We start from the raw sequence: 26040 nt of genomic DNA, 5'->3' as shown, positions 1-26040 counted from the left end.
TCAATACTGCACTCCTCTAGCCCAATATCTTCGATTTGCCTCAACTCAACGCAAACATATGGCGTTCTAAGGGGCTTTAATCGACACCTTCTCGATTTCGTGTCAAAGTGAACGGCGTTTTTTTGTGCAATTTTTGATCGAGATAGGAAGATGCCGATAAAGCTGAACAACCCATTGATCCCCAGCCTGCTGGCTGTCGCTATCCTTGCGGGCTGTCAGGGTGACAAGAGTACTCAAGCTGGAGCCAATGCAGCTAAGCCCCAGAATGCTGTTGCCGAGGCCTCGGTAGCGGTAGACGCGGTTGCGGAAACCAAGCGCCTGACTGAGTGGCTGGATAAGCGCTACGAGGAGCAACTACAGTTCAGCCCGGTTCAGTTGTCCTACCTGGGCCGCAAAGACCAGTACGACCAGATCGACGATATGAGCGAGGCCGCAGAGGCGCGCAAACTGGCGTGGCGGGAAAAAAGCGTTGCGGAGCTGAAGAAGAACTTCGACTACAGCAAGCTGACTCAGGAAGGGAAAACTTCCTACGATATCTGGATTTACCAGTTTGAGCAGGCTAAAGCGGCCGCGCCGTTTATCCGTCACGGCTATATCTTTGAGCAGATGGGCGGTGCACAATCGCAGCTGCCCAACTTCCTGCTGAACTTCCACAAAGTGGATAATATCGAAGATATGCAGGCGTATATCACCCGTATCGGCGGTATTTCCCGCGCGATCAACCAGTTGCTCGACCGCGCCAAGCTGTCTGCCAAAGAGGGTATTCGCCCCCCGCGCTTTGCCTATGAGGGTGCGATTGATCAGTCCAGCAAACTGATTGAGGGTGCGCCTTTTACCGATGGTGAAGACGCACCTTTGTGGGCTGGCGCCAAAGGGAAAATCGCCGAGCTGCTCGAGGCCGGCACTATTGACCAGAAGCAGGCAGACAAGCTGACCGCAGAAGCGCGCCAGGCGTTAGAAACTGAATTTTTCCCCGCATATCAGGGCCTGGTTGCCTGGCTCAAAGCCGATATGCAGAAGGCCTCAGCAGAGCCGCAGGGCGCTAGCAGCCTGCCCAACGGTATGGCCTACTACAATCAGCGCCTGGCCAACACCACCACTACGGACCTGACTGCCGAGCAGATCCACAATATCGGCCTGGAAGAAGTGGCGCGTATCCGCAGTGAGATGGAAACCATCAAGAAGCAGGTGGGCTTCGAGGGTAGCTTGCAGGACTTCTTTAAGTTTATCCGCGAAGATGGCCAGTTCTACTACCCCAATACCGATGAAGGTCGCCAGGGCTACCTGGATGACTCGACCGCATTCCTGGACGATATTACCAAGAAGCTGCCGGAATACTTTGGCCTGTTGCCGAAAGCTGAGCTGGTGGTAAAGCGGGTTGAGGCGTTCCGCGAGCAGGATGGCGGTGCCCAGCACTACTACCCCGGCACTCCCGACGGTTCCCGCCCGGGTATTTACTACGCGCACCTGTCTGATATGAGTGCCTACTCCACCACGGATATGGAGACTGTGGCCTATCACGAGGGCAACCCCGGCCACCATATGCAGATCTCTATTGCCCAGGAACTCGAGGGTATTCCGCAGTTCCGCACCCAGGCTCACTTTACGGTCTATGTAGAGGGTTGGGCGCTGTACTCCGAGAAGCTGGCCAAGGAAATGGGTGCATTTGAAGACCCCTACAACCTGTTTGGCCACCTGACCGCTGAAATGTGGCGAGCCATTCGCCTGGTTGTCGATACCGGTCTGCACGCCAAAGGCTGGAGCGAAGAGCAGGCGGTGGAGTACTTCCTGGAAAACTCCGCAATCCCCGAGACCGCAGTTCGCTCCGAAGTGCGTCGCTACCTGGCGTGGCCGGGTCAGGCTACCGCCTATAAGATCGGTATGCTGAAGATTCAGGAGCTGCGCCAGCAGGCTGAAGATCAGCTGGGGGATAAATTCGATATTCGCGGATTCCACGATACCGTACTGGGTGGCGGTGCTCTGCCAGTTCCCGTACTGGAGAGCCGCGTGGCCTCTTGGGTGGAATCAGTGAAGCAATCGTAAGCTTCTCTGCTGATTTTGCTAAAAAGCCGGGCATAGCCCGGCTTTTTTATTGGGGCTATTCCTGTGGATATCGTCTGTTTATAGGGCAAGCCGGTTTGCTCAATAATACTTGTTTATGGAAATATCAGAATGGACTCAAATATTTACTCCGCTCCGGAGGCCGAATTAGCTACCGTTGCAGAAGGTGAAGCACAATTTTATATAGTGTCACCGACCAAATTCTGGGTGATGAGCCTCGCTACCGTGGGGCTGTATTCAGTGTATTGGTTTTACCGGCACTGGAGCGAATATCGGCGTATCAGTGGGGAGGATATGTGGCCGGTTATGCGGGCGATATTCTCAATTTTCTTCACTCACTCCCTGTTTTCTCACATTCAAAGTCGCATCGACGACGCCGAGATAGATTACCGCTGGTCCCCGGGGTTTTGGGCCACTTTTTATGTGGTTTTTGCGCTTGTCGGAGCGGTAGTCGACCGGCTTTCCTATTACTCCGATACAGTTTCACTGATCGATTTAATTAGTATTCTTCTCTTACCTTTTTCTCTGTGGCCACTCTATGAGGGGCAGAAAGCGGCGAATAGCGCTTGTGGCGATATTTCGGGGCGGATAAATTCTAGATTTACCCCCTGGAATTATATCTGGCTGGCTATGGGGGCTCTGTTTTGGGGGCTGGGCATTTTTGGCTCCTATTATTTGCTGGGCTATGAATAACAGCAAAATATCTGGGAAATAGATAAGATTTTTTATCGCCGTGTGCGCCACGGTCATGGATATCCCGTTTCTTGGCAGTGCCATTGGCGGCGGGAAAATTCTTGTTGAGGGGTGGGCGGAGTAGCGCTGATAGCACAGGGATTATGCCGGCGCCGCGAGAGCAGTACACTTTACTGCTACACTAGGGAGTCGATGTGCCTGAGCGTGGTTCTGGCTCCATATATAAAAAAACAAGACCGGATGGCGGCACAGACTTAGCTGGTGTTGGCAAAGCCGATGCTTGGCGCGGCCGCCCTTTGGGCCGGGGAGGATATCGAGTTGCTGAATAGCCTGGGGGTGTACAGCGCGGGCGTTAACTTCCCGGTTACTAATCGCCATATAGTGACAGTCCATTTTGCTGCACCCGTATATGTGTGATTGCGCTGTAGGCCGCGCACAGGCCCAGTACGGCCAGTCTGTATATTTAGCGCTTCCTCGGTCAGGTTGCGGGAAATCTATGTGTTACAGCGTTTCTGACAGTCGTGCACAGGAATATGGAGCAAAAGCCAAGACGTAAACGGGAAAGCCGACAAGCGCTGATTGAAGAGCACAGGCCGGAGCGTATCGAGGCGCGCTTGCGCAGCCGCCCGGAGTCGCAGCGGCTGTCTGATTTTGTCCTGGGCGCCATAGATGGCTGTGTCACTACCTTTGCCGTTGTTGCCGGCGCGTTTGGTGCGGGCTTCCCCGAAGCCGTTGTACTGGTGATGGGCTTTGCCAATCTGATCGCCGACGGTTTCAGCATGGCGGTGAGCAACTATGAAGCTGCCAGTGTGGAGCGCGAGCAGCGGGTTGCGGCGACGCGCACAGAGCGCGAGCATATCGCGCTAATCCCCGAGGGAGAGCGGGAAGAGATCCGACAGATCTTCTATCAGAAGGGGTTTCGCGGCGAGACTCTCGACAATATTGTTGCCACTATCACCGCGAACCAAAAACTGTGGATAGAGACGATGCTGGCGGAAGAGTACGGTCTGTGCCGCGCGGAACATAAGCCTCTGGGGGCGGCCTTAATGACCTTTGCCGCCTTCCTGTGTGTTGGCGCGATTCCCCTGTTTCCCTACCTGCTCTACAGCCTCAATCCCGCACAGCAGTTTTATACCAGTGCGGCTTTGTCGGCGTGCGCTTTTTTTGCCATTGGCGTGTGTAAAGGACGGGTGTTTTCCGATCATCTGCTGATATCGGGTTTAAAAACTCTGTTATTTGGCAGTAGCGCGGCGGCCCTGGCCCTGGCTGCCGGCTATCTGTTGCGCCATTTTGTGAGCTAGCCGCTTACGCGGCTATCACCTTATTGCGGCCGCTGTTTTTCGCACGATACATACGCTTGTCTGCTTCGGCCAGCAGCTGATTGAGGGGCTTGCCATTGGCGCTGCCTTCGACAACTCCGAGGCTAATCGATATTTTTACTGGACGGGTATAGCGGCGGCTGAGGGCTGCCACTCTGCGGCGCAGTTTTTCCGCGAGGATACTGCCGCCTTTTAAATCGGTGTTGGGCAACAGCAGCAAAAACTCTTCGCCGCCCCAGCGCGCCACAATATCTTCCGAGCGACTGTTACTTTTCAAAATCTTAGCGACATCCTGCAATACGCGGTCCCCAAAGGAGTGCCCGTAGGTATCGTTGATCATTTTGAAATTATCCAGATCACCGATGAGGATGACATATTGGTCTTGAGCTGTATCGCTGCGGCGTTCCAATTCGTTTATTGCGCGAAAAGCTTCGCGGCGGTTGGCCAGCCCTGTCAGCGTATCCGTTGCTGCGTAGCTCTCCAGTTCGCCGGTCAGTCGTTGCAGGAGCTGTTGGGTCTGATGACGGCTGCTGTCGAGTAGCGCTGTCAGCGCGGTGAGAGCCCCAAATACGGCAATAAAGCGCGCGCGATAGGCGGTGTCGTACTTGGCGGTAAGCCCCGGAAAATCCGGGTAAAACAAAATTGCGGCGGTCGCTAGGCCAATACCGAGGAGAGCGGTGGTTCCGGTTTTATAGCCGTACAGATTGATAAAACCGGGCACCAGCATAACGGCCCACATCAGGCCGGTGTTGTTGACGCCACCGGTTAGCAGTAAGTAGAAATATAGTACCAACAAAAGGATACCCACCAGTGTTGGCGTCTTTTCACTGGGGCCAATAATGTTGACGGTGATATAGGCCAGCAGGATAACCACAGCCGCGAGAAAAAGTGTCGAGGCTTGCAGGATATTGGTGGCGGTCAGGGCAATAATTGCCATAGCCCCGGTAATCGCCATCGCGAATATCAGCATATAAGAGGAGGCCAGTATTCTTCTGCGCAGATCTATACGCTGCACCTCATCAATAGAGGTGGAAATCGCGGGGTTTTGATTGTTATACCCTGAGCTCATAGTTATTCCCGTTGCTATACCGACTGCAACCTTCCGCTTGCTCGGGGCTATCCTGCATCATACAAAGATGTAGGTAGCCACTGCCGGAGTGAAGCAGTGCTGAGTATAGGGGGAATCTGCCACCGACCAAAGTAGCAAGCTACAGTATCAGTAACTCAAACTTTAGAACTGAGAAATCGTGACACAAATTCAACTGACTTGTGGTGATATTTTGACGATGCGGGGGGATGCGTTGGTGTGCCCTGCGCACAAGCATCTGATTCGGGGGCGGGGCCTCTCTGCGCAAATCTATGCCCGCTGTGGAACCCAGTTAACACCTCAGTGCAGCAGTCAGCGGGCTTGCCTGGTGGGGGAGGCTCGCTTGACCAGTGCCTGCGACCTACCGGTTGATTACCTGCTGCATACCGTTACTCCCCAGTGGAGTAGTGGCGATCAGTGGGGGTGCCAGGCAATCGTACAGTTGCGCCGCTGTTATGAAAGTGTTTTGGAACTGGCGAAACAGCGCGGCTGTAAAACCGTATTGTTTCCGGCACTGGGGGCTGGCACAAATCGCTTCCCGCACGAAATTGCAGCGCACCAGGGGCTGACGGTGTTACGCAAGTACGCCTCGGACTTTGAATGCCTTACGGTTTGTTTGCACTCACCAACGGCACTGGGGCAGTGGCAGAAAGTTGAGCAGCGTTTTTACGGGAGCTGCTGACTAGGGAAGGGCTTCAAGTTTGCAAGCCTATTGCCCGCTGTGGATTACAGAGTGACAGGCTGATGGTTACATAAGGCCCGCAGCTCCGCTTAAGCTTCATCAAGGCATATAGGAAGGCAAGCCTATAGTTTCTTCTTGGTATAGGTCGATACAAGCTAATGTTTGCCTGCCCACTGTATTTTCTTATGCGCTTGCGATTTTAATTAAATTTATTTTATTTTTTTATGCTGTGGCTCTAGCCAGCTTGATCGCTTGGGGGTTAGTAAATAGCCTTTGATGATTTCTGGTATTTCTACTGGCCGGTTAATTAGTCGAAATAATTTTATTGGTTAATTGGAATATTTATTTCATATTTTTTTGATTTGAGCGGGAGGGGCTGCAATAACTTCTCATTATGCTTGTTGAAGGTTTTTTTGAGTTTTCTTCTGTTATTGGGGCGAGGTGGGTGTGCGAACAATAGTTGTTGCGGATATTTGGGGGCAGACGGCGGATTTAGAGCAGTTGTGCTCTGGCATCAGCAATAATTATAAAATATTAACCCCCTATCAAGAGGTGGGATTAAATTTTGAAAATGAGAGGGGTGCCTATCAATATTTTATGCATCATTGCGGCATTGAGAGATACTATAACTCCGTTAAGGCGTATATTTTAGAAAAGAAGATTGACTGTAATTTAGTGGGGTTTAGTGCGGGGGCCACTGTTGCATGGATGCTTGCCTGTAGTGAGGATTTAGGCTTTATTAAAAAGGCGGCCTGCTTTTATGGTTCCCGAGTGCGCTATTTTCTCGATAGGGAGCCTGGTTGCGATGTGGATTTTATCCCGGCAAAAGAAGCTTTATTTGATATCTCTAAAATCACCGGCCAGCTGGCTAAATTTTCGATGGTAACGCTGCACAAAAACCAATTTTCACATGGATTTATGAATCGCTGTTCTGAAAATTTTCACCCTGATGCCTACAGACAATATTCAGAATGGTTACAAGAGTGGTGCACTTCAGAGTTGAATGCAGGGGCCGCTAAGTTGCCGTCCCCTGTAAATAGAGTTTTGCGATAGCGGCAATAAAAAAGGCCCTTGAGGGCCCTTTTTATCAGTAGAGAGACTTAGCCGCCCTCCTTGGGAGAGGCGGCTAGGCTGTATACCGATTACTGACAGGAAGTCTCTTCCCAGTATTGGGGGGCATTCGTCGGGGACCACCAGTTCGGGCCAAAAGTAGAGACGTATACCTGGCCGTCAAAGGTCACCATGTCGCCAACCTGGTAGCCCTCGTCACCGGCATAGGGCTGCTGGTACTCGGGGCAGGAAGCCGTTGAGTCCGAATCCTGACTGTCGTCGGCATCGCTGTTGGAGTCGCTGCCGGAGTTGTCGTCAGAGCCGCTGTTGGAACCGGAATCGTTGCCAGAGCTGTCGTCGGAATCGCTGCCGCTATTGTCGTCGGAACCGCTGTCAGAGTCATCGCTCTCCGTTTGACAGGTGGTTTCGCTCCACAGTGATGGGGCGGAGCTTGGCGACCACCAGTTGGGTTCGTGGGTGGACTCGTAGGCGACCCCCTCAAAGACAACAACGTCACCGATGGAATAACCGGGCTCGCCGGCATAGGGCTGCTCGAATGCGACACAGGCGCTGCTGCCGCTACTGCTATCGCCACCGCTGCTACCGCTGTCACCAGTATCTCCGCTGTCTCCAGTGTCGCCGGTATCTCCGGTATCGCCGGTGTCTCCGGTGTCTCCGGTGTCTCCGGTGTCTCCGGTGTCTCCGGTGTCTCCGGTGTCTCCGGTATCTCCGGTATCTCCGGTATCTCCAGTGTCGCTATCACTGGAACCGCCCTGTCCGAAGACCTCGAGTGCGGCATCGAGCAATGGATATTGATACTCGTTGTTCTCCAGTAGCATTCCGCCGCGGAGCTGCCAGATCATTACGCCGCCCAGGCCCTGGTCGAGCACATATTGGGCGCGTTCGGCAATAGAGGTGGTATCTTCGAACGAGATAAAACCACCGTCGTCGAACCAGCCGTAGTGGGTGACGGCCTCTGCATCATAAGCGGTGTGGAATGATGGGTCGTTGTCTATTTTGTCGGCAATCTGGTAGTAGCGTGTCTCGGTGTCAGAGCCCCAGTGCGCCACGTCTTGCCCAGAGGCGGCTTCACCGATTGCGGTAGCGCCGGCCACACTGCGGCCGTAGTGGGACATACCCAGGGTAATTTTTTCGGCTGGAATATTGCCTTCTGTCATCCACATATTGCGGCAGCTGTCTGCATCGAAGCCTTCGTTGACCTGGCCTTCATAGGGGTACAGCGGCGAGGTGTGCTGGGCTACGGTATCCCAGTCGCCACCAAAGTCATAAGTCATCAGGTTGACATAGTCGAGGACTTCGCCCACAGCAGCAAAATCATAACCCTCTTCTGCAATCGAGGGGCCACAGGCCACGGCAGCGGTCAGTTCCAGATTTTTGCCGGTCTCCGCTTCAACCTCATCGAAGCGCGCGCGCAGCTCTTGCAGCAGGGTGGTGAAGTTTTCTTTGTCGATCGAGCGGCCGCCGTTCGGCTCATAGCCGGGGTATTCAAAATCGAGATCGAGGCCGTCGAAGTCCCAGTCGGTCAGGAGTGTTACAGCATTTTCAATAAAGGCCGCACGCGCGGTGTCGCTCTCCATCATCTCGGAGACTTTATGGGAGAGGGTCCAGCCGCCCATGGATAGGATTGCCTTGGCGCCGTCGTCGTGTACCGATTTTACGAAACCTGACTCGTGGTCATTCCAGCCCTGACAGACTGCGGGTTGAATACTCGAATCGTATTCGCTGTAGGGGTGCCAGAATTGTGGTGAACATTTTACCGGGCCATCACCGGCGCCGCCGGAAAACGATTGGGCACCCAGGCCGTAGAAAACGTAGGGGTCGGTAAAGTAGATGTTGCCGTCTTCGTCATTCCAGGCGAAGGCGTACTGGACGTGGGTGAGCTTGGAGAAATCCACATTGTCGTGGGTGAAGGATGAGTCAGCCCAGTACTCCCAATCGGCCCAGTAGGCCGACACGCGCTTAGAGGTCTCTTGTGCGCTGGCATTTCCGCTGATAGCGATCGCTGCCGCGAGAGCCGCTGCGGCTTTTAATTTAAACCCAAATTTAGATCCGCGCTCACTGCGGTTGCCCTCCAACGTCCCTGTTCGATCCTGAGATTGCAGGAAAGAAAACATTAGATTGACCTCCCATAGGCCTTATTTATGTATGAAGAAATTTGTCGTTATATTTGGAGACGTTGGAATAAATAACGGCGCAAAAGTTCCACAGGGAGATCTGGCAGTCGATCGGGTCAGTGCTTTATTCGTCGTGAATATTTCCCTGTGCTTGTTTGACGGTTAATCAGAGGGGGCTCACCGTCGGGCTTTATGGGCAAATTTTCACGGGGAGAGGCAATTGCCCTCTTTAGTATTTAGGTTTTATTTTTTAACTTTTGGTAAGTTTATTTTTTAGTTTCAATTTTCTATTTGGGTGTTTGTGCTGCAGTTGGAGATTTTCCTGTGCCTTTTTTCTGGGGGTTCTGGTGTCTTTTTTAGTGGCTTTGCCGATAAAGTTCGAGTTGCTGAACTCTTTATTATTTTGGTGGGGGCGCAGAGTATTTTAAATAATTGGATTTGAATAATTTTCGCTGTCGTGAAATGGCAAAACAAAAAAGGGCCCAGAGGGCCCTTTTTTAAAGTTGAAGAAACTATTAATTATTTCTTCGCGCGCTTGCGCATATTTTCCTGCAAAATTTTCTTGCGCAGACGGATAAAGTTGGGAGTCACTTCTACCAATTCATCGTCTTCGATAAATTCCAGCGCCTGCTCCAGGGTGTGACGGATAGGCGGTGACAGAGTGAGTGCATCGTCGGTACCCGAGGCGCGCACGTTAGTGAGCTGTTTGGCCTTGGTGGGGTTTACCACCAGGTCGTTGCCGCGCGAGTGAATACCGACGATTTGGCCTTCGTAGACCTCTTCGCCGTGGCCGAGGAACAGGCGACCGCGATCTTGCAGTGCGAACAGACCATAGGCCAGGGTTTTGCCCTTGACCATGGAAACCAGTACACCGTTGATGCGCTTGGCCACTTCACCTTGCTTCACCGGACCGTAGTGGTCGAAGATACTGGTCATAATGCCAGAACCGCTGGTGATGGTAAGGAATTGGGAGCGGAAGCCGATCATGCCGCGCGAGGGCACGATAAAGGTCAGGCGCACGCGACCTTTGCCGTCCGGCTCCATATTGGTGAGATCGGCCTTGCGCAGACCCAGCTCTTCCATAATGGGCCCCTGATGAGGTTCCTCAACATCGATAACCACTTCTTCATAAGGCTCGTGGATCTCACCGTCGACCTCTCTCTGCACCACTTCCGGGCGGGAAACGCCCAGCTCGAAACCTTCTCGGCGCATGGATTCGATCAGTACTGACAGGTGCAATTCACCGCGGCCGGATACGCGGAATTTGTCCGGGGAGTCGCCTTGCTCTACACGCAGGGCGACGTTGTGGATCAGCTCCTGGTCCAGACGCTCCTTGATATTGCGCGAGGTGACGAACTTGCCGTCCTGGCCGGCGAAGGGGGAGTCGTTCACCTGGAAGGTCATGCTTACGGTGGGCTCGTCTACGCTCAGGGCGGGCAGGGCTTCCGGGGTATCTGGGTCGCACAGGGTATCGGAGATATTCAGTTCGCCCACACCGGTGATACACACGATATCGCCGGCGCTGGCCTGCTCAACTTCAGTGCGTTCGAGACCCAGGTAACCCATCACTTGCAGGACCTTGGCCTTGCGCGAGTTGCCTTCGCGGTCCAGTACTACCACTTGTTGGTTGGGGGTCAGGGTGCCGCGGGAAATGCGGCCCACGCCGATAACGCCCACATAGCTGGAGTAATCCAGAGCGGAAATCTGCATCTGGAAGGTGCCTTTGGGGTCAACCTTGGGCGGCTCTACCTTGTCCACGATCATCTGGAACAGCGGGGTCATATCGTCGGCCAGGTCGGTGTCGTCGAGGCCGGCGATACCGTTCAGGGCGGAGGCGTAGACAACCGGGAAGTCCAGCTGCTCGTCGGTGGCGCCGAGGCTGTCGAACAGGTCGAATACCTGGTCCATTACCCAGTCGGGGCGCGCGCCGGGGCGGTCGATCTTGTTGATTACCACGATCGGGTTGAGGCCCTGTTCGAACGCCTTCTGGGTCACGAAGCGGGTCTGCGGCATGGGGCCGTCCACTGCGTCTACGAGCAGCAGAACCGAGTCCACCATGGACAGTACGCGCTCTACCTCACCGCCGAAGTCGGCGTGCCCTGGGGTGTCGACAATATTGATGCGGTAGTCATTCCAGCGGATAGCGGTGTTCTTCGCCAGAATGGTGATGCCACGCTCTTTTTCCTGGTCGTTGGAGTCCATGACGCGCTCGGCGCCTTCGTCGCGGCGGTCGAGAGTGCCGGACTGGGACAACAGCTTGTCCACCAGGGTGGTTTTGCCGTGGTCTACGTGGGCGATAATCGCAATATTGCGCAGATTCTCTATCACTGGGGGCCTCTGGGCGTTAAATCTTGGTAAATCGGGGCGGGGGCCTGCGGGGTTTCTACAGCAGCATTCCGGCCAAAGGCGGCGATTATAGGGCTGTAGCGTTACAAATGGGAGCAGGAATTGGATAAAAAATGCGCGGGGATTTGCTGGTGGCGAGTCTCAGCCGGGCTCCGATTGCTTGGATCAGAGCCAAAACCCGCCTGTTATCCCAGCTGTGATGGGGGTAACTAGCCCAGCTTTCCCTTCAAAACTTGCTCGTACACTTCGCTGGCCTCTGAATTAAATTTACGTGCGTCGGGATTCATATAGCCGCAAATAAAGAAAGCCAGCTGTCGTTCTCTTTTGCGGTTCCACAGGTCTGCCATCCAGTTCCATACCACGCTCTCCACAAGAGAATAGGCCGCAAATCGGTCATTGCAATCAACGGCGAGTTGCTCGTACAGAGACATAAGATTGAGCCACTCTTGGAACTCTACCGATCCCGCTTGCAGGCGGCGACTTGTCTGACGGCGATAGATAGAGCGAACCTGATAGCGCAATCGAGTCATGGCTTCATCAATAACTTGTTCCGATGAATCATCGACAGCATCCGGCGCGCTGGAGTTACCCAGAGCAGAAGTCAGTGATTTAACCAGAGTATCCAGGGCTGCCTGTGGATCCCTGCAATGCAGCGCCTGTGCTCGCTTCTCCCACTCTTCAAGTTGTTCCGAGGGCAGTAACTGTTCGAGGGCGGGGGTATCGCCGGTTGGCGATTTGGCGACAAAGGCCTTTAAAACCACCTGCCGCTTTATTTCCTCGCGGCTACTTGCCAGCGCTACTGTACCGTCTTCTGGGGTCGGCAAAGGGAGTTTATCCAGCCATTTGGGGCAGCCGCAGTGCAGCCAAAGGTAGCGAAAGGCTACGGGGTTTACAGGGCGGGTTTTCATTTGGCGGTGGTAGCAGGCCTCTATAAGTGAGGCCAGGGGGATGCGCCACTTACTGCGCCACCGATTGCTAATAAACGCAACCTTTTGCCAGTCCTCTTCTGCCAGGGCGCTAGCCATTAGCCGGGCAAAAGCAAAGCGGATCATATTTTGGGAGACGGTTTCCCTGCGCAGGAAATATACGCTTTCCAGCAGGCGAGTAGTCTCAGGTCCCCCCTTATCCGTGTCGAATAATATGCAGGCGAGCATATCGTTGCTCGTGATGTTGCCTTCACTTCGCATAACTTTGCTGCGCAGTCGCGAGAGTGTTGTCCGGCGCAACTCTTCGGAGATACCCGGCTTGTTGAGCATTGCCTGGTAGGCATTAAATGCGGCACGGGCATGCATAGATTGTCCGTAGGCGATACGGGCGGTGAAGCTCAGGTAGTAACTGGGGGTTATCCAGCCCAGTTTAATCGGTAGCTTGATCCAAATAGATGGAAACATAACCAATAACGCCACCGCAGGCACCGCCAAACTGACGCTGGCGTCATAGCGTAGGGAGAGAGTGAGAGCTAAAAAAGCAATCAGCCAGATAACCAGACCGAAAACCCGAGCCCCATTGAAAGACTGGCTCTCGGGTTTATCTTCCTCTGTTATTGATTTGAATATGTAGTAAGCCACCCAGAGAAAAAGGAAAATTCCGACGCCCATTAGGCTACTCCAAAATATGCGCACCACTGGCTGGCGCCTGTAGCAGGTTTGCTGGTTTCCTGCTCGTCAGTGCTGGGCGGGATATACCAGAATTCCGCAAGCAGGCGCCGTTCGGGCGTTATTAAGACAGCCTGGGCCTCCCGAACCAGGAACTCATCCCGCGGGATAATGCCATTTGGTGTGAGGCACTCGTCAGCGCCGGCCATCTTAAGTGCCAATTTACCCGTGAGGTCCCGGGCAGCTCGGTTGACCTCATTTAGGCTAGCTGTCGGGGTTAGCTCCAATACCCAGAATGGCCATGCGGCAAGAGCGGCTCGACTAGAAAACTCCGGAATCATGGGTTTCCTCCGCTGAGCGCATATTTTCTGGTAGTAGTGACCAGAGTGATTGAGTGATACCGCGCAGTTCTTCAGTTTTACCCTGCTCCAGTAAATCGCGCCCCTTGTCGACCAAAAGCTTGGCTCGCCTCATATTAGTGGCCTGGTGGAGGCGGGATGCGGCGTACTGGAATTGATCGGACCAGAATTCCGGGCTTTTGCGGTAGGTGGCGTTATTGATCCGTTGAAGCTGTTCGATGATCCTCTCAAGTTCTGTGGCTCGCCCCCGCTCCATTGCAGTAGCAACTTTCTTTTCCAGTTCGGAAAATAAGCGCCTATCTATCTCGCTGCCCCACTGTAAAACTGAATACTGTGCGTTCAGGTATTCGGACTCACACTGTTCTTTCAGTTCGTCAACTTGTCCCCGCTGTTCAAGTTCTTCCACTTCAGCTTCTATTTCGAGCAGGTTGCGGTACAGCCGCTGACGGGTATCTTCACATTCCATAGTGCCGGTCAGCTGTATGCCTATCTCGCTCAGATGTTGCTGCTGGTGCTCCAGCTTGCGCACAGCATCCTCATTACGCTCTCTAAAGGCACCCTGTTGCTGGATAGAAATACGCCTTTGCAGCGATTGCCAGGTGGCGCGCATTGCCTGAGGATCGGCGCTGGGAATGACCAGTTCTGCCACGCCTTTAATAAGCAGGTTTTGGTCTGGCAGGGAGGCTTGAGATTTCATATTGCCGCCGCGATCAACCTCAAGAGAAATCTCTACACGAGAGCCAGCGTGAAGCGGCTTTTTTAATTCAGCGGCGCGAATAACCAGGTTGCCGACCCGTCGACAGTAGCGGGCTTTGGCGCGCTCACCTTGCACAATTGGGATATTCAATTCTCCGTCGCTACCGGGCATTAAGGTATCAACTGTCGACTGTGAAAAAGTCCTCCGTGCAGGTAGCGGCGTGCCACGCTCCAGGAAGGTTTTCACATAACCGTTAGCCAGGGCCACGCCGATGGAACGGGAGAGTGGCGGATCGGAGAGTGTGAGGCCGTGAACGATGGAGATAGTTTGGGGCGTTACCGATACCTTGGCGCCGCTGGCATCCCTGCATTGCACGGTGAAGCGCGTCGCTTTTGAGGGCAGAATGCTGACGGTTGTAAGAAAGGCGCCCTCTTCGGTAAGGGTTACCTTTTCACTCTCCCAACCATCGCGAGTCAATTGAATGGTACTGGGTTTACTGCCCTCAGTACTGACCAATCGCCCCATTACGGTTGGGTCGAGCTCGGAGCATACGTTCGGATATTGCAGCCAAAACTTATTTTCTGCGGTATCGGTGGGGGTGGCGCTATCGTTGTCACTGCCGAGCCCAATAGAGACCGCGTATAGCGCCGCGCCTTCGGCCACCAGTGTCATAGGGTCGCGATTTTCCGCTGCGAGTGGTGCCAACTCGTTGGTCACTCGCTGGCGAATTACCGGCATATTGGCTGGACCGCCAACCAGTACCGTGCGATCAAGTCCACCTTCATCTAGCCCATGTTCAGCAAGTAGACGGCGACAGATTTCCAGGGCGCGGTTGATAACTGGTTCGCATAGCATTTCCAGCTCTTGTCGGTTTAGCGGAAGCTCATCAATTATTTCTCGCCCGTCCAGGTCCAGATCGATTTCCAGAACAGTTGAAGCCTGTGTGGACAACCGGATCTTTGCCTGTTCCGCCTCGCCGTATAATTTGGCGGCAAGCCCCTTGTGAGCAGGATCATCAATTGCTATCTGAATCTGGTGGTTGCTCTCCAACTGTCGCACCACCCAATCTGCCAGCAGGCGGTCTATATCGCGGCCGCCGAGAAAGTTGTCTCCGTCGTGACCGATAACACGTAAGAGCCCATCCCGGGCCTCCACCAGAGAGGCATCAAATGTGCCTCCGCCGAGATCGAAAACCAGCCAGGATTGCCCCACAGAATCTTCCGACCACCCAGCTGAAAATGCGGATGCTACCGGTTCTGGTAACAGCTCGACTTTGTCGAGTCCCGCCAGCTGTGCTGCCTCGGAAGTCGCCTTGCTCTGCGGGAGCTCGAATAGGGCGGGTACGGTAATGACTGCCTGTGATGGGCGCGAGCCGGTTGTCGCCTCCACATCGTCGAGCAGGGCCTTGAGAACCTCAGCAGATAGTTGCTCCGGTGACCACTGCTTTCCGCTGCTGTCTGGCGCTGTTAACTTGCCTGTGCCCATCAAGCGTTTAAATTCGCGGTGGGTATTGATCGCATCACTATCGAGGAATTTGCGTGCGCGGTCGCCGACCATCACTTTGTCGCCGGTAATACGCACAATAGAGGGGGTGTTGGCTTGTCCTCGCTTATTGGGAACTACCTGGGTTTGCTCGCCGGTAAATATTGCAGTCGCTGAGTTGGTTGTGCCGAGATCTATCCCTAGGTGCAACTTGGTCATCCTTTTTTCTCTGAAAACTATTTCTGTCGGCAGAGGATTTTATAAGAATGTCGCGCAGTGGCACCAGAATAGGTTGTTTCAACCGCTTTCACCGCTTTCACCGATTGCATGGATAAGCGGGAAGAGGCCACCAGTGTGCCGGTGGCCGAGCGGGTTAGTTAATTGGTGCGCTGACCTTAGCTATTGGTATTGCGATGTGGAATTTCCGGTCGGAATACCCCCACATTGCGGAAACCTTCGTCCAGCAGGTGTGAGGCGTGCAGACGGCTCATCACGCCGCGGGCGCAATACAGCAGGTATTCGCGCTCCTGGTCCAGTTGGGCGAAGCCCTTGTTGAGGCGGTAGAACGGAATTGTCTGCACTTCACAGTCCAGCTCCAGCGGGTCCAGCTCCTCCTCATCCGGGTGGCGGATATCGATCACCACGGCGTTGCCCGGCTCCTCGCGGATCTCCACTTCGGGGGCTTCGCCGTCCACCTCTTCGATCACCTGATCGATATTTTGCATCACCCGATTGCCGATGGCGCGGTCGAGGACGGTGAAGTCAAAGCGGTTCTCCTCGGACTCCACTTTTTCAATCTTGGCGCGGGTGGTGGGCTTCACCGAGATAACACCGCAGTACTCCGGCATATTGGCGGCGAACTCTTCTGTGCCAATAGCCCGGGAGGTGCGGATAATATCGGTCTTGTCGGTGGTGATCAGCGGGCGCAGTACCAGGGTGTTGGTAACACTGTCGATCACCGACAGGTTTTTCAGGGTCTGGCTGGAAACCTGGGCGATGGCCTCACCGGTCACTACCGCATCCACCTCCAGTTCCTTGGCGATCACATCGGCGGCGCGCAGCATCATACGCTTCAAAATAACCCCCATATGGGAGTCGTCGACCCGCTCGAGAATCTCGGCCACCACTTCGTCAAATGGCACAGTGATAAAGCGCACCCGGTGGGAGGCGCCGTATTTGTTCCACAGGTAATAGGCGACTTCTTTCACGCCCAGCTCGTGCTGGCGCCCGCCCAGATTGAAGAACAGGAAGTGGGTGCGAATGCCGCGCTTCATGGTCAGGTAGCTGGCCACGGTGGAGTCGAAGCCCCCGGATACCAGCGACAGAACCGGGTCCTGGGTACCCAGGGGGAAACCGCCGAGGCCCGGGTGCTGCTCCTCAATCACATTGAGCTTGTCGTGGCGGACTTCCAGCTTGACGGTGATATCGGGGTTTTTCAGTTTGACCCCGGCCGCCTCGGTGTTCTTGTTGAGGCCGCCGCCCACGTACTGCTCCACATCCAGGGATTGAAAGTCGTGTTTGCCGGTGCGCTTAACCCGTACACAGAAAGTCTTGTCCTTCAGGGCGTCTCCCCATACCGACAGGGTTTTCTCGTACATGTCGTGCAGGTCCCCCAGCGGGAACTGGCGCACGCGGGAGAAGTTGGCGATGCCGGGGGTGTGGGAGAGCACCTCCTCGATACGCCCCCCCAGGTGGGACACGGCATCGGGCGCGATCACATCGATCTTTTCCCAATCCTTGCGCACCTGGATACGGTCGTCCAGCGGGCGCAGCAGGCGCTGTAGGTTGTCCTTGAGCTGACGCGACATGCGCTTGCGCACAGGGTTGCTCTTGATGGTGATCTCTGGAAAAAACTTGACGACAAAGTGCATGGGAATCCGTGGGGTACCGCATGTTGATAGAAGGTGTCGCATTATAAACTAGCCGGAGGCAAGTTGGTTGCGCACTGTTTGCGGGCGAGGCGGAAGTGAAAGTGTTCTATTTTGGTGCATATTTAGGTGGCTGCTTGGCCGCAATGTCTCTATCCTGGCTGCGTCAGCGCTGTGCCGAGGCTCGCACCGCCACCAACCGGGGCTGTGAGGCAATTGCCCTAATTTGGCACACTCCTTGCTTTAATACACGCCAGGTAAAGAGTGAATGCCGGCAGCGACAGCAAGGCATAGCGACCAATTACTTTTCAAGACCTGGAGGACTGCAATGTCAGCGAAAACGCTCGGTTTGATTAAAGAGAGTGAAGCGAAGTGGATAGACCTGCGCTTTACCGATACCAAGGGTAAAGAACAACACGTTTCCATCCCCGTGTCGGAAGTTGACGGCGAGTTCTTTGAAGAAGGCAAAATGTTCGATGGTTCTTCCATCGCCGGCTGGAAGGGCATCAACGAATCCGACATGATCCTGATGCCGGACGACGATACCGCTTTCCTCGACCCCTTCACCGATGAGAGCACCGTTATTATTCGCTGTAATATCGTCGACCCGATCACCGGTCAGGGTTACGAGCGCGATCCCCGCTCCATCGCACTGCGCGCCGAGGAATATCTGAAGTCCACCGGTCTGGGTGACACCGCGCTGTTCGGTCCCGAGCCCGAGTTCTTCGTCTTCGACGACATCACCTGGGGTGCCGAAATGGGCGGCGCCTTCTACAAGATCAACTCTGAAGAAGCGGCCTGGTCTTCCGGTCACAGCTTCGCCGAGGGCAATATCGGCCACCGTCCCGGTGTTAAAGGCGGCTACTTCCCGGTTCCGCCGGTGGATTCCCTGCACGATATACGCGCCGCTATGTGTTCCGCGATGGAGCAGATGGGCCTGAGTGTAGAAGTACACCACCACGAAGTGGGTACTGCTGGCCAGTGTGAAATCGGCGTTGCCGCCAACACCCTGACCAAGAAAGCGGACGAAGTACAGATTCTCAAGTACGCGGTACACAATGTTGCGCACGCCTACGGCAAAACCGCGACCTTTATGCCCAAGCCTCTGGTGGGCGATAATGGTTCCGGCATGCACGTACACCAGTCCTTCAGCAAGGATGGCGTCAACCAGTGTGCCGGTGATGCCTACGCGGGACTGTCCGAAGCGGCCCTGTACTACATCGGCGGTATTATTAAGCACGCACGCGCCCTGAACGCGCTGTGTAACGCTTCCACCAACTCTTACAAGCGTCTGGTACCTGGCTTTGAAGCGCCGGTAATCCTGGCCTACTCCGCGCGCAACCGCTCCGCGTCTATCCGTATTCCTTTCGTACCCTCTCCGAAAGGCAAGCGCATCGAGACCCGCTTCCCGGATCCGACAGCCAACCCGTACCTGTCCTTCGCCGCACTGCTGATGGCAGGCCTCGACGGCATCAAGAACAAGATCCATCCTGGCGACCCTGCGGACAAGGATCTGTACGACCTGCCGCCGGAAGAGCTGGCCGAGTACCCGACCGTTGCTGCCAGCCTGGAGGGCGCTCTGGATGCCCTGGATAAGGATCGCGAGTTCCTGACCGCCGGTGGCGTATTCACTGATGACGCTATCGATGCCTACATCGAGCTGAAGCGCGAAGAAGTAGAGCGCCTGAACATGACCACTCACCCGGTCGAGTTCGATATGTACTACTCCGTGTAACGGTGCCCGGCATCACAGTGATGCCGTCGAGCTGTTCTCGAAAAGCCCGCGCCGCCCTGGTGCGGGCTTTTTTATTGCGGGTACACTGTCAGCTGGAAGTGGATTGAGTGCCGCTGCGGCGGTGGAGTGTCACAGAGCCCTGGTGTGGGCAGAAAAGGAGCGTCCGCGCTGCGGTCGACAATACTATGGCGAGGTATAAGCTACTTAAGGCCCTGTTGCTCACACTGCCTCTGGCGGCAGTGACCGCAATAGCGGGAACTGATGATAATGCAGAGGCCGGCGCCGCTATCTATAAGGTGGTTGGGCCCGATGGCCAGGTCACGTTTAGCGATACACCACCGGCAAATGGCACCTCTGAAAAGGTGGAATTGGCGCCGATCAATATCCAACCGCGCCAGTTGCCCACAAGAAAGCTGTCACCTAGAAAGGGCGCTGAGGCCCTTGGGCCTGTGTCGATTCAGATCGTCAGCCCCATCCACGAGGCGACGATTCCCCCCGGGCAGACACTGATCGTGCTCCAGGTGCAAGTGACTCCAGCCCTGCCAGAGGGCGCGAGCTTTTATGCTGTGGTTGACGGGCAGCGCTGGCAGGGGAGTTCCAGTGGCAACTCCCTCGATATTTCGGCCCTGGAGCGTGGCGCCCATACCCTGCAAGCCGTCTTAGTGGGCCCCCGTGGACAGGTTCTGGCTCAGTCCGCTGTCGTCACAGTCTACGTGAAGCGCCCCATAGCCCGGGGCTGAATGCGGGGGCGGAGCTCCTCCCGGCCCCTGTCCCTGTTATTTTCAGCTCGCCCTATACCCAACCTGACCGCTTTTTGACCTATGCACCTTTATGGTGCATTCTGCCCTTGCTGGCGCTACCCCCTGTTCCCGAGGCCGATCACCGGCAGCTGCAGTGCCGCTAGCCGCGCACTGGCGCTGTTCGCCTCGAGCTATTTTTGCCTGCAAATGCCCGCTTATGCGCCATTTTGGTTTGCTTTTTGCACTGACTAGATACAGCGCTTGCGCGCTGGGACTGACCGAAGGAGCTGGGTCAGGGCCTCGGAATAAACCGGAAATTTTATCAATGCTGAATGATCGCCAGTTGCGCCAATTACTCGATAGCCTGACTTCCGCAGTACTGGTGCTGGATGAAAACCTAGCGCTTTGCTATCTGAACAATGCCGCCGAGGACCTGTTAGCCGCCTCCAGTACCCGGGTCCAAGGCTCTATGCTGGAGGAGCTGGTGCGAGAGTCCCCCACCGCCTATGAGGCGATGCGCGAGGCGCTGCGCAACAATGAAAAGTACACGGTACGCCGCGCCAGTTGGCGGCTGAACAACCTTGAAACCCGGACGGTGGATTACTCGGTCAGCCCGGTGCCGGAGTTTTCTGTATTGCTGCTGGAAGTGCAGCCGATGGATCGCCTGCTGCGCATTGCCAGGGAGGATGCGCTGCTCAACGCCCAGGAAACTACGCGCAATTTGGTTCGCGGTATGGCCCATGAGGTTAAAAATCCTCTCGGGGGCATCCGCGGTGCGGCGCAGCTGCTACAGCGCGAGCTGCCCGACCCGGCCCTGGATGAATACACCCAGATCATCATCGAAGAGGTGGATCGACTGCGCAACCTGGTCGATCGCCTGCTGGGGCCGCGCCAGCCGGTGGTACTGCAACCGGTTAACGTACACGAGGTCCTGGAGCGGGTTGCCCAGTTGCTGGATGCGGAGTGTATCGGTGAGCTGAAAATTCGCAGGGATTACGACCCGTCTATTCCCGATGTTCCCGCAGACAGCGAACAGCTGATGCAGGCGCTGCTCAATATTGCCCGCAACGCCATGCAGGCCATCGATGAAAGTATCGGCCTCAGCAGTGGGGAGGTGGTACTGCGCACGCGTATCCAGCGCCAGTTCACCATCGGCCGCCGCAATTGCCCACTGGTCTGCCGTATAGAAATTGAAGATAACGGCCCGGGCATAGCGGAGGAAATTCGCGAGCGGATATTTTTCCCGATGATCTCCGGTCGCGCCGAGGGCTCCGGCCTCGGCCTCTCCATTTCGCAGAACATTATCAATCAACACAAGGGGCTGATTAAGTGTGACAGCCAAGCCGGCCGCAGCACCTTTCAAATTTATCTGCCCCTGACGACCGAATTTGTAAATACAGGAGCCTAGAGAATGAGTAATCGCGTTTGGATTATTGACGACGACAGATCAATCCGCTGGGTGCTGGAGAGAGCGCTATCGCGCGAGGGAATTGATACCCAGTGCTACGAGAGTGGCGACCGCGCCCTGGATGATTTTTACAGCGATTCCCCGGATGTTGTGATCAGTGATATTCGCATGCCGGGCTCCGATGGCTTCAAATTGTTGCAGCGCTTCCAAGCCGAGCGACCGAGCCTGCCGATTATTATTATGACTGCGCACTCGGACCTGGATAGTGCCGTAGCCGCTTATCAGGGCGGCGCCTTTGAGTACCTGCCCAAGCCCTTTGATATCGATGAGGCGGTGGCGGTAACCCGTCGCGCCCTGATGCACGCCAGTGAGCAGAGCGCTGAAGAGCGGGTTGAGCCGGAAAATGGCCAGGGTAATAAAGAAATTATTGGCGAGGCGCCGGCGATGCAGGAGGTCTTTCGCGCGATTGGCCGCCTGTCCCATTCCAATATCACCGTATTGATTAACGGTGAATCCGGCACCGGTAAGGAGCTGGTGGCGCAGGCGCTGCACAATCACAGCCCGCGCAGGGAGCAGCCCTTTATCGCTTTGAATATGGCCGCTATTCCCAAGGACCTGATGGAGTCCGAGTTGTTCGGCCATGAAAAAGGGGCTTTCACCGGTGCCAGTTCCCAGCGCGCCGGGCGCTTTGAGCAGGCCAATGGCGGCACCCTGTTTTTAGATGAAATTGGCGATATGCCCGCAGAGACGCAGACGCGTTTATTGCGCGTATTGGCCGACGGTGAATTTTACCGGGTCGGAGGCCACACCCCGGTCAAGGTGGACGTGCGTATTATCGCGGCGACCCACCAGGACTTGGAGGAGCTGGTATGCCAACACAAATTCCGCGAGGATTTGTTTCACCGCCTGAACGTGATCCGTATTCATATTCCGCGGCTGGCGGACCGCCGGGAGGATATCCCGCGCTTGGTTCGGCATTTCTTTAATGCTGCGGCAAAAGACCTGGGGGTGGAAGCAAAAATCCTGAGCAGGGAAACGGAGGGCTATCTGTCCGGGTTGGATTGGCCCGGCAATGTGCGCCAGCTGGAAAATACCTGCCGCTGGATTACCGTGATGGCCTCCGGGCGCGAGGTGCATATTGAAGATTTGCCACAGGAGCTGCACCAGCAGGGCGCGACGGCAGAGGCACCGGCAGATTGGCAGAAAGCTTTGCGCCTGTGGGCCGATCAGGCCCTGTCCTCTGGGCAGCGCGAGATTTTAAATGAAGCTGTGCCCGCCTTTGAGCGGGCGCTAATAGAAATTGCCCTTAAGCACACGGCCGGGCGCAAACGCGATGCCGCTGATCTGCTGGGGTGGGGGCGAAATACTTTGACGCGAAAGTTAAAAGAGCTGGAAATTAGCGGAGAGTAAATTGCGCTGGGATCGCCCAAAGTTAATTTGGGCGATCTACTCCATTAATTAATGGATTAATACTATTTTCAGCTGCGAGTTTTAACTCGATGCTTTTTTAATGCCCAGTTCTCCCAGCGTTCGCGCAATATCTTCCGCACTGCTGGCGGGCTTAATATCCTTATCGATTTTGAGTACTCGGCCATCTTTGCCGATATAAATGGTAATGCGGCGGGCGATATTCATAACGGGAATCAGTACATCGTAAGCTTTGGCCACCTCGCCACTGGGATCGCTGAGTAGTGGAAAATCCGCCTCACTCTCCTCGGCAAATTGAGTGTTATCGTCCAGGTCATCGGTGCTGGCCATAAAGTAGGTGACTTCATAGGCTTTAATCTTGTGGCCGTTCTGGGCGAGGGATTTGCACTCGATGGTGCAGCCGCGCGTGAATGCCTTGGGAAACCAGGCGATAACCACCGCACTTTTGCCCTTGAGGTCTGCCAGGGTGTGGCTCTGGCCATCAGATCCCTGGAGAGTAAAGTTTGGCGCCATCTCGCCCACTTCCAGAGCGAAGCCGGGAAGGCTGATAAGTGTCGAGATTAATAGGGTCAGTAGGTATTTCACGAATGTTGCCCTTTGGGGTTACTGGTACGCCTATGCTACTGCCCCGAGGCCCATCTGGCCACTGTGGCGGCTATCACTGGAAAATACTGCGTTAAGCGGCTGGGGCGAATAAATGGCTTACCCACCCCAGTCCGGGATTTAAAGATCATCCGGTTTTTGCGGCATTAATACATCTTCGGGGTGGACAAATTCCCGCATAAAGATTTCCCAGAAGGCGAGGAATAGTGCCGCGAGTAACGGACCTATCGCAAAGCCGCTGACGCCGAACATAAACAGGCCGCCGACAGTGGAGAAAAGTACCAAATAATCCGGGAGTTTTGTGTCGCGCCCCACCAGAATCGGGCGCAGCAGATTATCCACCAGGCTGATTACTGTGAGGCCGTAGGCGACTAAAATCGTTGCCTTTACCGGGTCGCCAATAGCGTAGAGATAAATAGCGGCGGGGAGCCAGATCAGTGCGGCACCGACGGCGGGCAGCAGCGATAGCAAGGTCATTAATACGCCCCACAGCACCGGCGCGGGCAATCCCAGTACCCAGAAAATAATTCCGCCCAGCCCGCCCTGGGTAATGGCGACAACCAAGTTGCCTTTGATGGTTGCGCGAGTGACCTCGGCAAATTTGGCCAGTAAAAGGTGCTCGCGCTCATCGCCCAGTGGCAGGGCGTGAATAATCAGGCCAACCAGCTTTTCGCCATCGCGGATCAGGAAGAAAGTGAGGTAGAGCATTAAGCCCAGCATCACAAAAAAGTTAACGGTATTTTGCCCAACTTCGATGGCATTTTTTGCCACGAAACTGCCGGCATTCATAACCCCGCCCATCAGGCGCTGTTTGGCCTCTTCGATATCGACACCAATACTTTCGAGTGTGCTGTTGACCAGGGGGAAGGCGTTGCGAATCTGTTCAAAGGATTTGGATACATCAATTTGCCCCTCTTGAATTCGGTGATACAGAGTGACCGCTTCATTAATAAAAGAGGTGGTCACTACCAGTACGGGTATCACCAGCAGCACGATACACATAAAGAGGGTGAGCAGGGCCATTAAATTGGGGGAGTTGGGGCAGCGCTGCATCAGCCGGCGGTACACCGGATAGAAAATCAGTGCGGTGGCACAGGCCCAAAAAATAGGGGTAAAGAAGGGTTTTATTAAGAGTAAAAAAGCTACGCTGACCAATAACAGCGTCAATATAAATGAGCGCCTTTCCAATTTTTCTTGCACTGCGACTTCCTCTGCTGCTCCGGCTACCCGGCGGTGGGGCGCCTAATTTTTGCTCTATCTAAGCAGAAGCAGTGGGCTTTTACCAGCGCCTGTATCCGCACGTATCCACGTGGAAGCGAATGCCCCGATAAATGCCCAGGCCCATTTGCCATTCTCGCCCGCTGCGCTTGTGCATATCCCTGAGTACGGGGACCAGTTGCGCCCGGGAAAAGGGCTTTTGCGGGACTATATCCAGTCCGCAAAAGTGCAGGTGTTTGCTGCCCCTGGAGCCCCCGGCTTTGCGGTTGTAGGTGGGTGTGCGCCAGCCGGAGAGCACGCTCACCGGGCCGATGCGGGGTACGATTTCCCGCTCGATGACCCGCAGCGTATTGACGATACCCCACCAGAGTTTTTTTGGGGGGATGGCAAAAGCGGGCTCGTCTAAATCCTGCCAATCGCTGCCCTGGCGCAATAGTTCATAGGGGGAGACAACCTGTTCAACCCGGTTGGCGCGCAGGAATCTTTTTAGCTGGGTAAAGCGCGCATGGTTATTGTCTCTGCTCAGAAAACGGCTGAAGGCCCGCTCTGAGGCGGCCGGGTAGCCCTTGATATCGTACACCTCCGGGATCATAAGCAGGGGGAGGATATCGATGGGGGATTTGACCCGCTTATCGACCTCTGGCGCAGGCTCGCGGGTGAAAAAAAACAGGCCGGCGAGCAGCACAAGTGCGATTGCGCCGATAGCAAAGCTGTACCGGTGGCGCTGGTTGATTTCGGCGCGGGCTTTGTCATTTTGCATAACCATCAGGTTGCCTCTCCAGTTACCAGGTGCGGTAGCCGCAGGTGTCGATATGAAACAGGATGCCGTCGATCAGGCCCATTCCGGCCCGGCTCTCGGGGCCGAGGCGCGCGTGTAAGGCGCTCAGCTCTTCCGCGAGTTCTCTGTGGCCGATATGGGATTTCGGGATAAGGTCCAGCCCGCAAAAGTCGCGGTGATGGGGGTGCTTCTGGGGCGCCAGTTTTCGCTGGTAGCTGTTTGTGCGATAAGCGGAAACCACCGTGACCGGGCCGATCAGGGGGATAAGCTGGTCCCGCACCAGGGTGAGGGTTTTTGCGATATTGGGCCACAGATCTCTGGGCGGGATGGCGAAGGGCGCCTCCTCCAGGTTGAGCCACTGGTCGCCCTGGCGCAGCAGCTCCCGAGTGGGAAAGATGCCGGCCAGGCCCCGTTCGCGCAGCCACTGGTCGAGGGCTTGTATCCGGGAGCGGTTATTGCCCTGGCGCAGAAACTGATTAAAGGCCGCCTCGTTGGCGAGGCGGTAACCCCGCTGTACGGTGTAGGACTTTTCCTGTGAAGAGAGAAAGAGGTGCAGCCACAGGGCAAACAGAAGGCCACTCAGCACTAAACCGAGGACAGCGACGACCACCCGGTTGACCGTTTGTCCGGGCGGTTTGTGCGGGAACAGAGTTTCGAAGCGAGTAAACGAGTTGCCTGCGGACATAGTAAGCGCGATTGCTGCTGGGGGAGTTGCTTGCCGACGCGAAAATCGTCGGCGCCTGCTTACTCACTATA

General features: G+C 55.2%; 20 protein-coding genes. 9 read left to right on the top strand and 11 right to left on the bottom strand.

The window, feature by feature from the left end; genetic code table 11:
* Positions 1–150: 150 nt before the first annotated feature.
* From ACJJIK_RS14120 to ACJJIK_RS14110, 3 genes are all read left to right on the top strand, one after another.
* Positions 151–2043 (top strand): DUF885 domain-containing protein, encoded by a 1893-nt coding sequence (locus ACJJIK_RS14120; RefSeq protein ID WP_444943127.1) that lies wholly within the window; start codon positions 151–153, stop codon positions 2041–2043.
* Positions 2044–2172: 129 nt separating this feature from the next.
* Entirely contained in the window at positions 2173–2754 is a 582-nt protein-coding gene (locus ACJJIK_RS14115) for a hypothetical protein (RefSeq protein ID WP_444943126.1), read from the top strand.
* 533 nt (positions 2755–3287) lie between these two features.
* Positions 3288–4055: a VIT1/CCC1 transporter family protein gene (locus tag ACJJIK_RS14110; protein ID WP_444928937.1), complete on the top strand. Its 768-nt coding sequence runs from the start codon at positions 3288–3290 to the stop codon at positions 4053–4055.
* Positions 4056–4059: 4 nt separating this feature from the next.
* On the opposite strand, the gene ACJJIK_RS14105 is transcribed toward ACJJIK_RS14110, so the two are convergent.
* Positions 4060–5142: a diguanylate cyclase gene (locus tag ACJJIK_RS14105; RefSeq protein ID WP_444928936.1), complete on the bottom strand. Its 1083-nt coding sequence runs from the start codon at positions 5140–5142 to the stop codon at positions 4060–4062.
* Between the two features lie 178 nt (positions 5143–5320).
* Between ACJJIK_RS14105 and ACJJIK_RS14100 the strand changes: the two genes are divergently transcribed.
* Together ACJJIK_RS14100 and ACJJIK_RS14095 are read left to right on the top strand one after the other, a co-directional pair.
* Positions 5321–5842 carry a macro domain-containing protein gene (locus tag ACJJIK_RS14100; RefSeq protein WP_444928935.1) on the top strand — a complete coding sequence of 174 codons (522 nt, stop codon included), beginning with the start codon at positions 5321–5323 and terminating at the stop codon, positions 5840–5842.
* A gap of 447 nt (positions 5843–6289) precedes the next feature.
* Positions 6290–6895 (top strand): hypothetical protein, encoded by a 606-nt coding sequence (locus tag ACJJIK_RS14095; protein WP_444943125.1) that lies wholly within the window; start codon positions 6290–6292, stop codon positions 6893–6895.
* An 89-nt stretch (positions 6896–6984) separates the two neighbouring features.
* Here the strand turns inward: ACJJIK_RS14095 and ACJJIK_RS14090 are convergent, their stop codons facing one another.
* The 6 genes from ACJJIK_RS14090 to thiI form a co-directional block, all read right to left on the bottom strand.
* Entirely contained in the window at positions 6985–9027 is a 2043-nt protein-coding gene (locus ACJJIK_RS14090; protein ID WP_444943124.1) for a glycoside hydrolase family 18 protein, read from the bottom strand.
* 519 nt (positions 9028–9546) lie between these two features.
* Entirely contained in the window at positions 9547–11355 is a 1809-nt protein-coding gene (gene typA / locus ACJJIK_RS14085; protein WP_444928932.1) for a translational GTPase TypA, read from the bottom strand.
* A 227-nt stretch (positions 11356–11582) separates the two neighbouring features.
* A complete protein-coding gene (locus ACJJIK_RS14080; RefSeq protein WP_444943123.1) occupies positions 11583–12971 on the bottom strand; it encodes a hypothetical protein in 1389 nt (462 codons plus the stop codon).
* Complete coding sequence (locus tag ACJJIK_RS14075; RefSeq protein WP_444943122.1) at positions 12971–13309, bottom strand: hypothetical protein; 339 nt, start codon at positions 13307–13309, stop codon at positions 12971–12973. Before ACJJIK_RS14075 ends, ACJJIK_RS14080 begins: the two co-directional genes overlap by 1 nt.
* Entirely contained in the window at positions 13290–15725 is a 2436-nt protein-coding gene (locus ACJJIK_RS14070; protein ID WP_444943121.1) for an Hsp70 family protein, read from the bottom strand. Before ACJJIK_RS14070 ends, ACJJIK_RS14075 begins: the two co-directional genes overlap by 20 nt.
* Positions 15726–15901: 176 nt before the next feature.
* The gene (gene thiI / locus ACJJIK_RS14065) at positions 15902–17377 is read right to left on the bottom strand and encodes a tRNA uracil 4-sulfurtransferase ThiI (RefSeq protein WP_444943120.1); all 1476 of its coding nucleotides are present in this window, start codon (positions 17375–17377) and stop codon (positions 15902–15904) included.
* A gap of 325 nt (positions 17378–17702) precedes the next feature.
* Here thiI and glnA point away from each other — a divergent pair, with 325 nt between their 5' ends.
* From glnA to ntrC, 4 genes are all read left to right on the top strand, one after another.
* Positions 17703–19109 (top strand): glutamate--ammonia ligase, encoded by a 1407-nt coding sequence (glnA, locus tag ACJJIK_RS14060; protein WP_444928927.1) that lies wholly within the window; start codon positions 17703–17705, stop codon positions 19107–19109.
* Positions 19110–19294: 185 nt separating this feature from the next.
* Positions 19295–19849, top strand: coding sequence for a DUF4124 domain-containing protein (locus ACJJIK_RS14055; protein ID WP_444928926.1), 555 nt, complete (start codon positions 19295–19297; stop codon positions 19847–19849).
* 325 nt (positions 19850–20174) lie between these two features.
* Positions 20175–21257, top strand: coding sequence for a nitrogen regulation protein NR(II) (glnL, locus tag ACJJIK_RS14050; RefSeq protein WP_444928925.1), 1083 nt, complete (start codon positions 20175–20177; stop codon positions 21255–21257).
* Positions 21258–21260: 3 nt separating this feature from the next.
* A complete protein-coding gene (gene ntrC / locus ACJJIK_RS14045; RefSeq protein WP_444928924.1) occupies positions 21261–22667 on the top strand; it encodes a nitrogen regulation protein NR(I) in 1407 nt (468 codons plus the stop codon).
* A gap of 81 nt (positions 22668–22748) precedes the next feature.
* Here the strand turns inward: ntrC and ACJJIK_RS14040 are convergent, their stop codons facing one another.
* The 4 genes from ACJJIK_RS14040 to ACJJIK_RS14025 form a co-directional block, all read right to left on the bottom strand.
* A complete protein-coding gene (locus ACJJIK_RS14040) occupies positions 22749–23270 on the bottom strand; it encodes a peroxiredoxin family protein (RefSeq protein ID WP_444943119.1) in 522 nt (173 codons plus the stop codon).
* 138 nt (positions 23271–23408) lie between these two features.
* Complete coding sequence (locus tag ACJJIK_RS14035; RefSeq protein ID WP_444928922.1) at positions 23409–24488, bottom strand: AI-2E family transporter; 1080 nt, start codon at positions 24486–24488, stop codon at positions 23409–23411.
* A 79-nt stretch (positions 24489–24567) separates the two neighbouring features.
* Positions 24568–25272, bottom strand: coding sequence for a D-Ala-D-Ala carboxypeptidase family metallohydrolase (locus tag ACJJIK_RS14030; protein WP_444943118.1), 705 nt, complete (start codon positions 25270–25272; stop codon positions 24568–24570).
* A gap of 16 nt (positions 25273–25288) precedes the next feature.
* Entirely contained in the window at positions 25289–25969 is a 681-nt protein-coding gene (locus ACJJIK_RS14025; protein WP_444943117.1) for a hypothetical protein, read from the bottom strand.
* Positions 25970–26040: the final 71 nt, after the last annotated feature.

It is taken from the genome of Microbulbifer regidiadema (SeqCode) (assembly GCF_052466995.1).
This window is presented reverse-complemented; position numbering and strand designations above follow the sequence as displayed.

Bases quoted from the DNA above. Each gene is read 5' to 3' on its own strand.
- ACJJIK_RS14120 (WP_444943127.1), top strand. From the start codon at position 151: ATGCCGATAAAGCTGAACAACCCATTGATCCCCAGCCTGCTGGCTGTC.
- ACJJIK_RS14115 (WP_444943126.1), top strand. From the start codon at position 2,173: ATGGACTCAAATATTTACTCCGCTCCGGAGGCCGAATTAGCTACCGTT.
- ACJJIK_RS14110 (WP_444928937.1), top strand. From the start codon at position 3,288: ATGGAGCAAAAGCCAAGACGTAAACGGGAAAGCCGACAAGCGCTGATT.
- ACJJIK_RS14105 (WP_444928936.1), bottom strand. From the start codon at position 5,142: ATGAGCTCAGGGTATAACAATCAAAACCCCGCGATTTCCACCTCTATT.
- ACJJIK_RS14090 (WP_444943124.1), bottom strand. From the start codon at position 9,027: ATGTTTTCTTTCCTGCAATCTCAGGATCGAACAGGGACGTTGGAGGGC.
- ACJJIK_RS14080 (WP_444943123.1), bottom strand. From the start codon at position 12,971: ATGGGCGTCGGAATTTTCCTTTTTCTCTGGGTGGCTTACTACATATTC.
- ACJJIK_RS14075 (WP_444943122.1), bottom strand. From the start codon at position 13,309: ATGATTCCGGAGTTTTCTAGTCGAGCCGCTCTTGCCGCATGGCCATTC.
- ACJJIK_RS14070 (WP_444943121.1), bottom strand. From the start codon at position 15,725: ATGACCAAGTTGCACCTAGGGATAGATCTCGGCACAACCAACTCAGCG.
- thiI (WP_444943120.1), bottom strand. From the start codon at position 17,377: ATGCACTTTGTCGTCAAGTTTTTTCCAGAGATCACCATCAAGAGCAAC.
- glnA (WP_444928927.1), top strand. From the start codon at position 17,703: ATGTCAGCGAAAACGCTCGGTTTGATTAAAGAGAGTGAAGCGAAGTGG.
- ACJJIK_RS14055 (WP_444928926.1), top strand. From the start codon at position 19,295: ATGGCGAGGTATAAGCTACTTAAGGCCCTGTTGCTCACACTGCCTCTG.
- glnL (WP_444928925.1), top strand. From the start codon at position 20,175: ATGCTGAATGATCGCCAGTTGCGCCAATTACTCGATAGCCTGACTTCC.
- ntrC (WP_444928924.1), top strand. From the start codon at position 21,261: ATGAGTAATCGCGTTTGGATTATTGACGACGACAGATCAATCCGCTGG.
- ACJJIK_RS14030 (WP_444943118.1), bottom strand. From the start codon at position 25,272: ATGGTTATGCAAAATGACAAAGCCCGCGCCGAAATCAACCAGCGCCAC.
- ACJJIK_RS14025 (WP_444943117.1), bottom strand. From the start codon at position 25,969: ATGTCCGCAGGCAACTCGTTTACTCGCTTCGAAACTCTGTTCCCGCAC.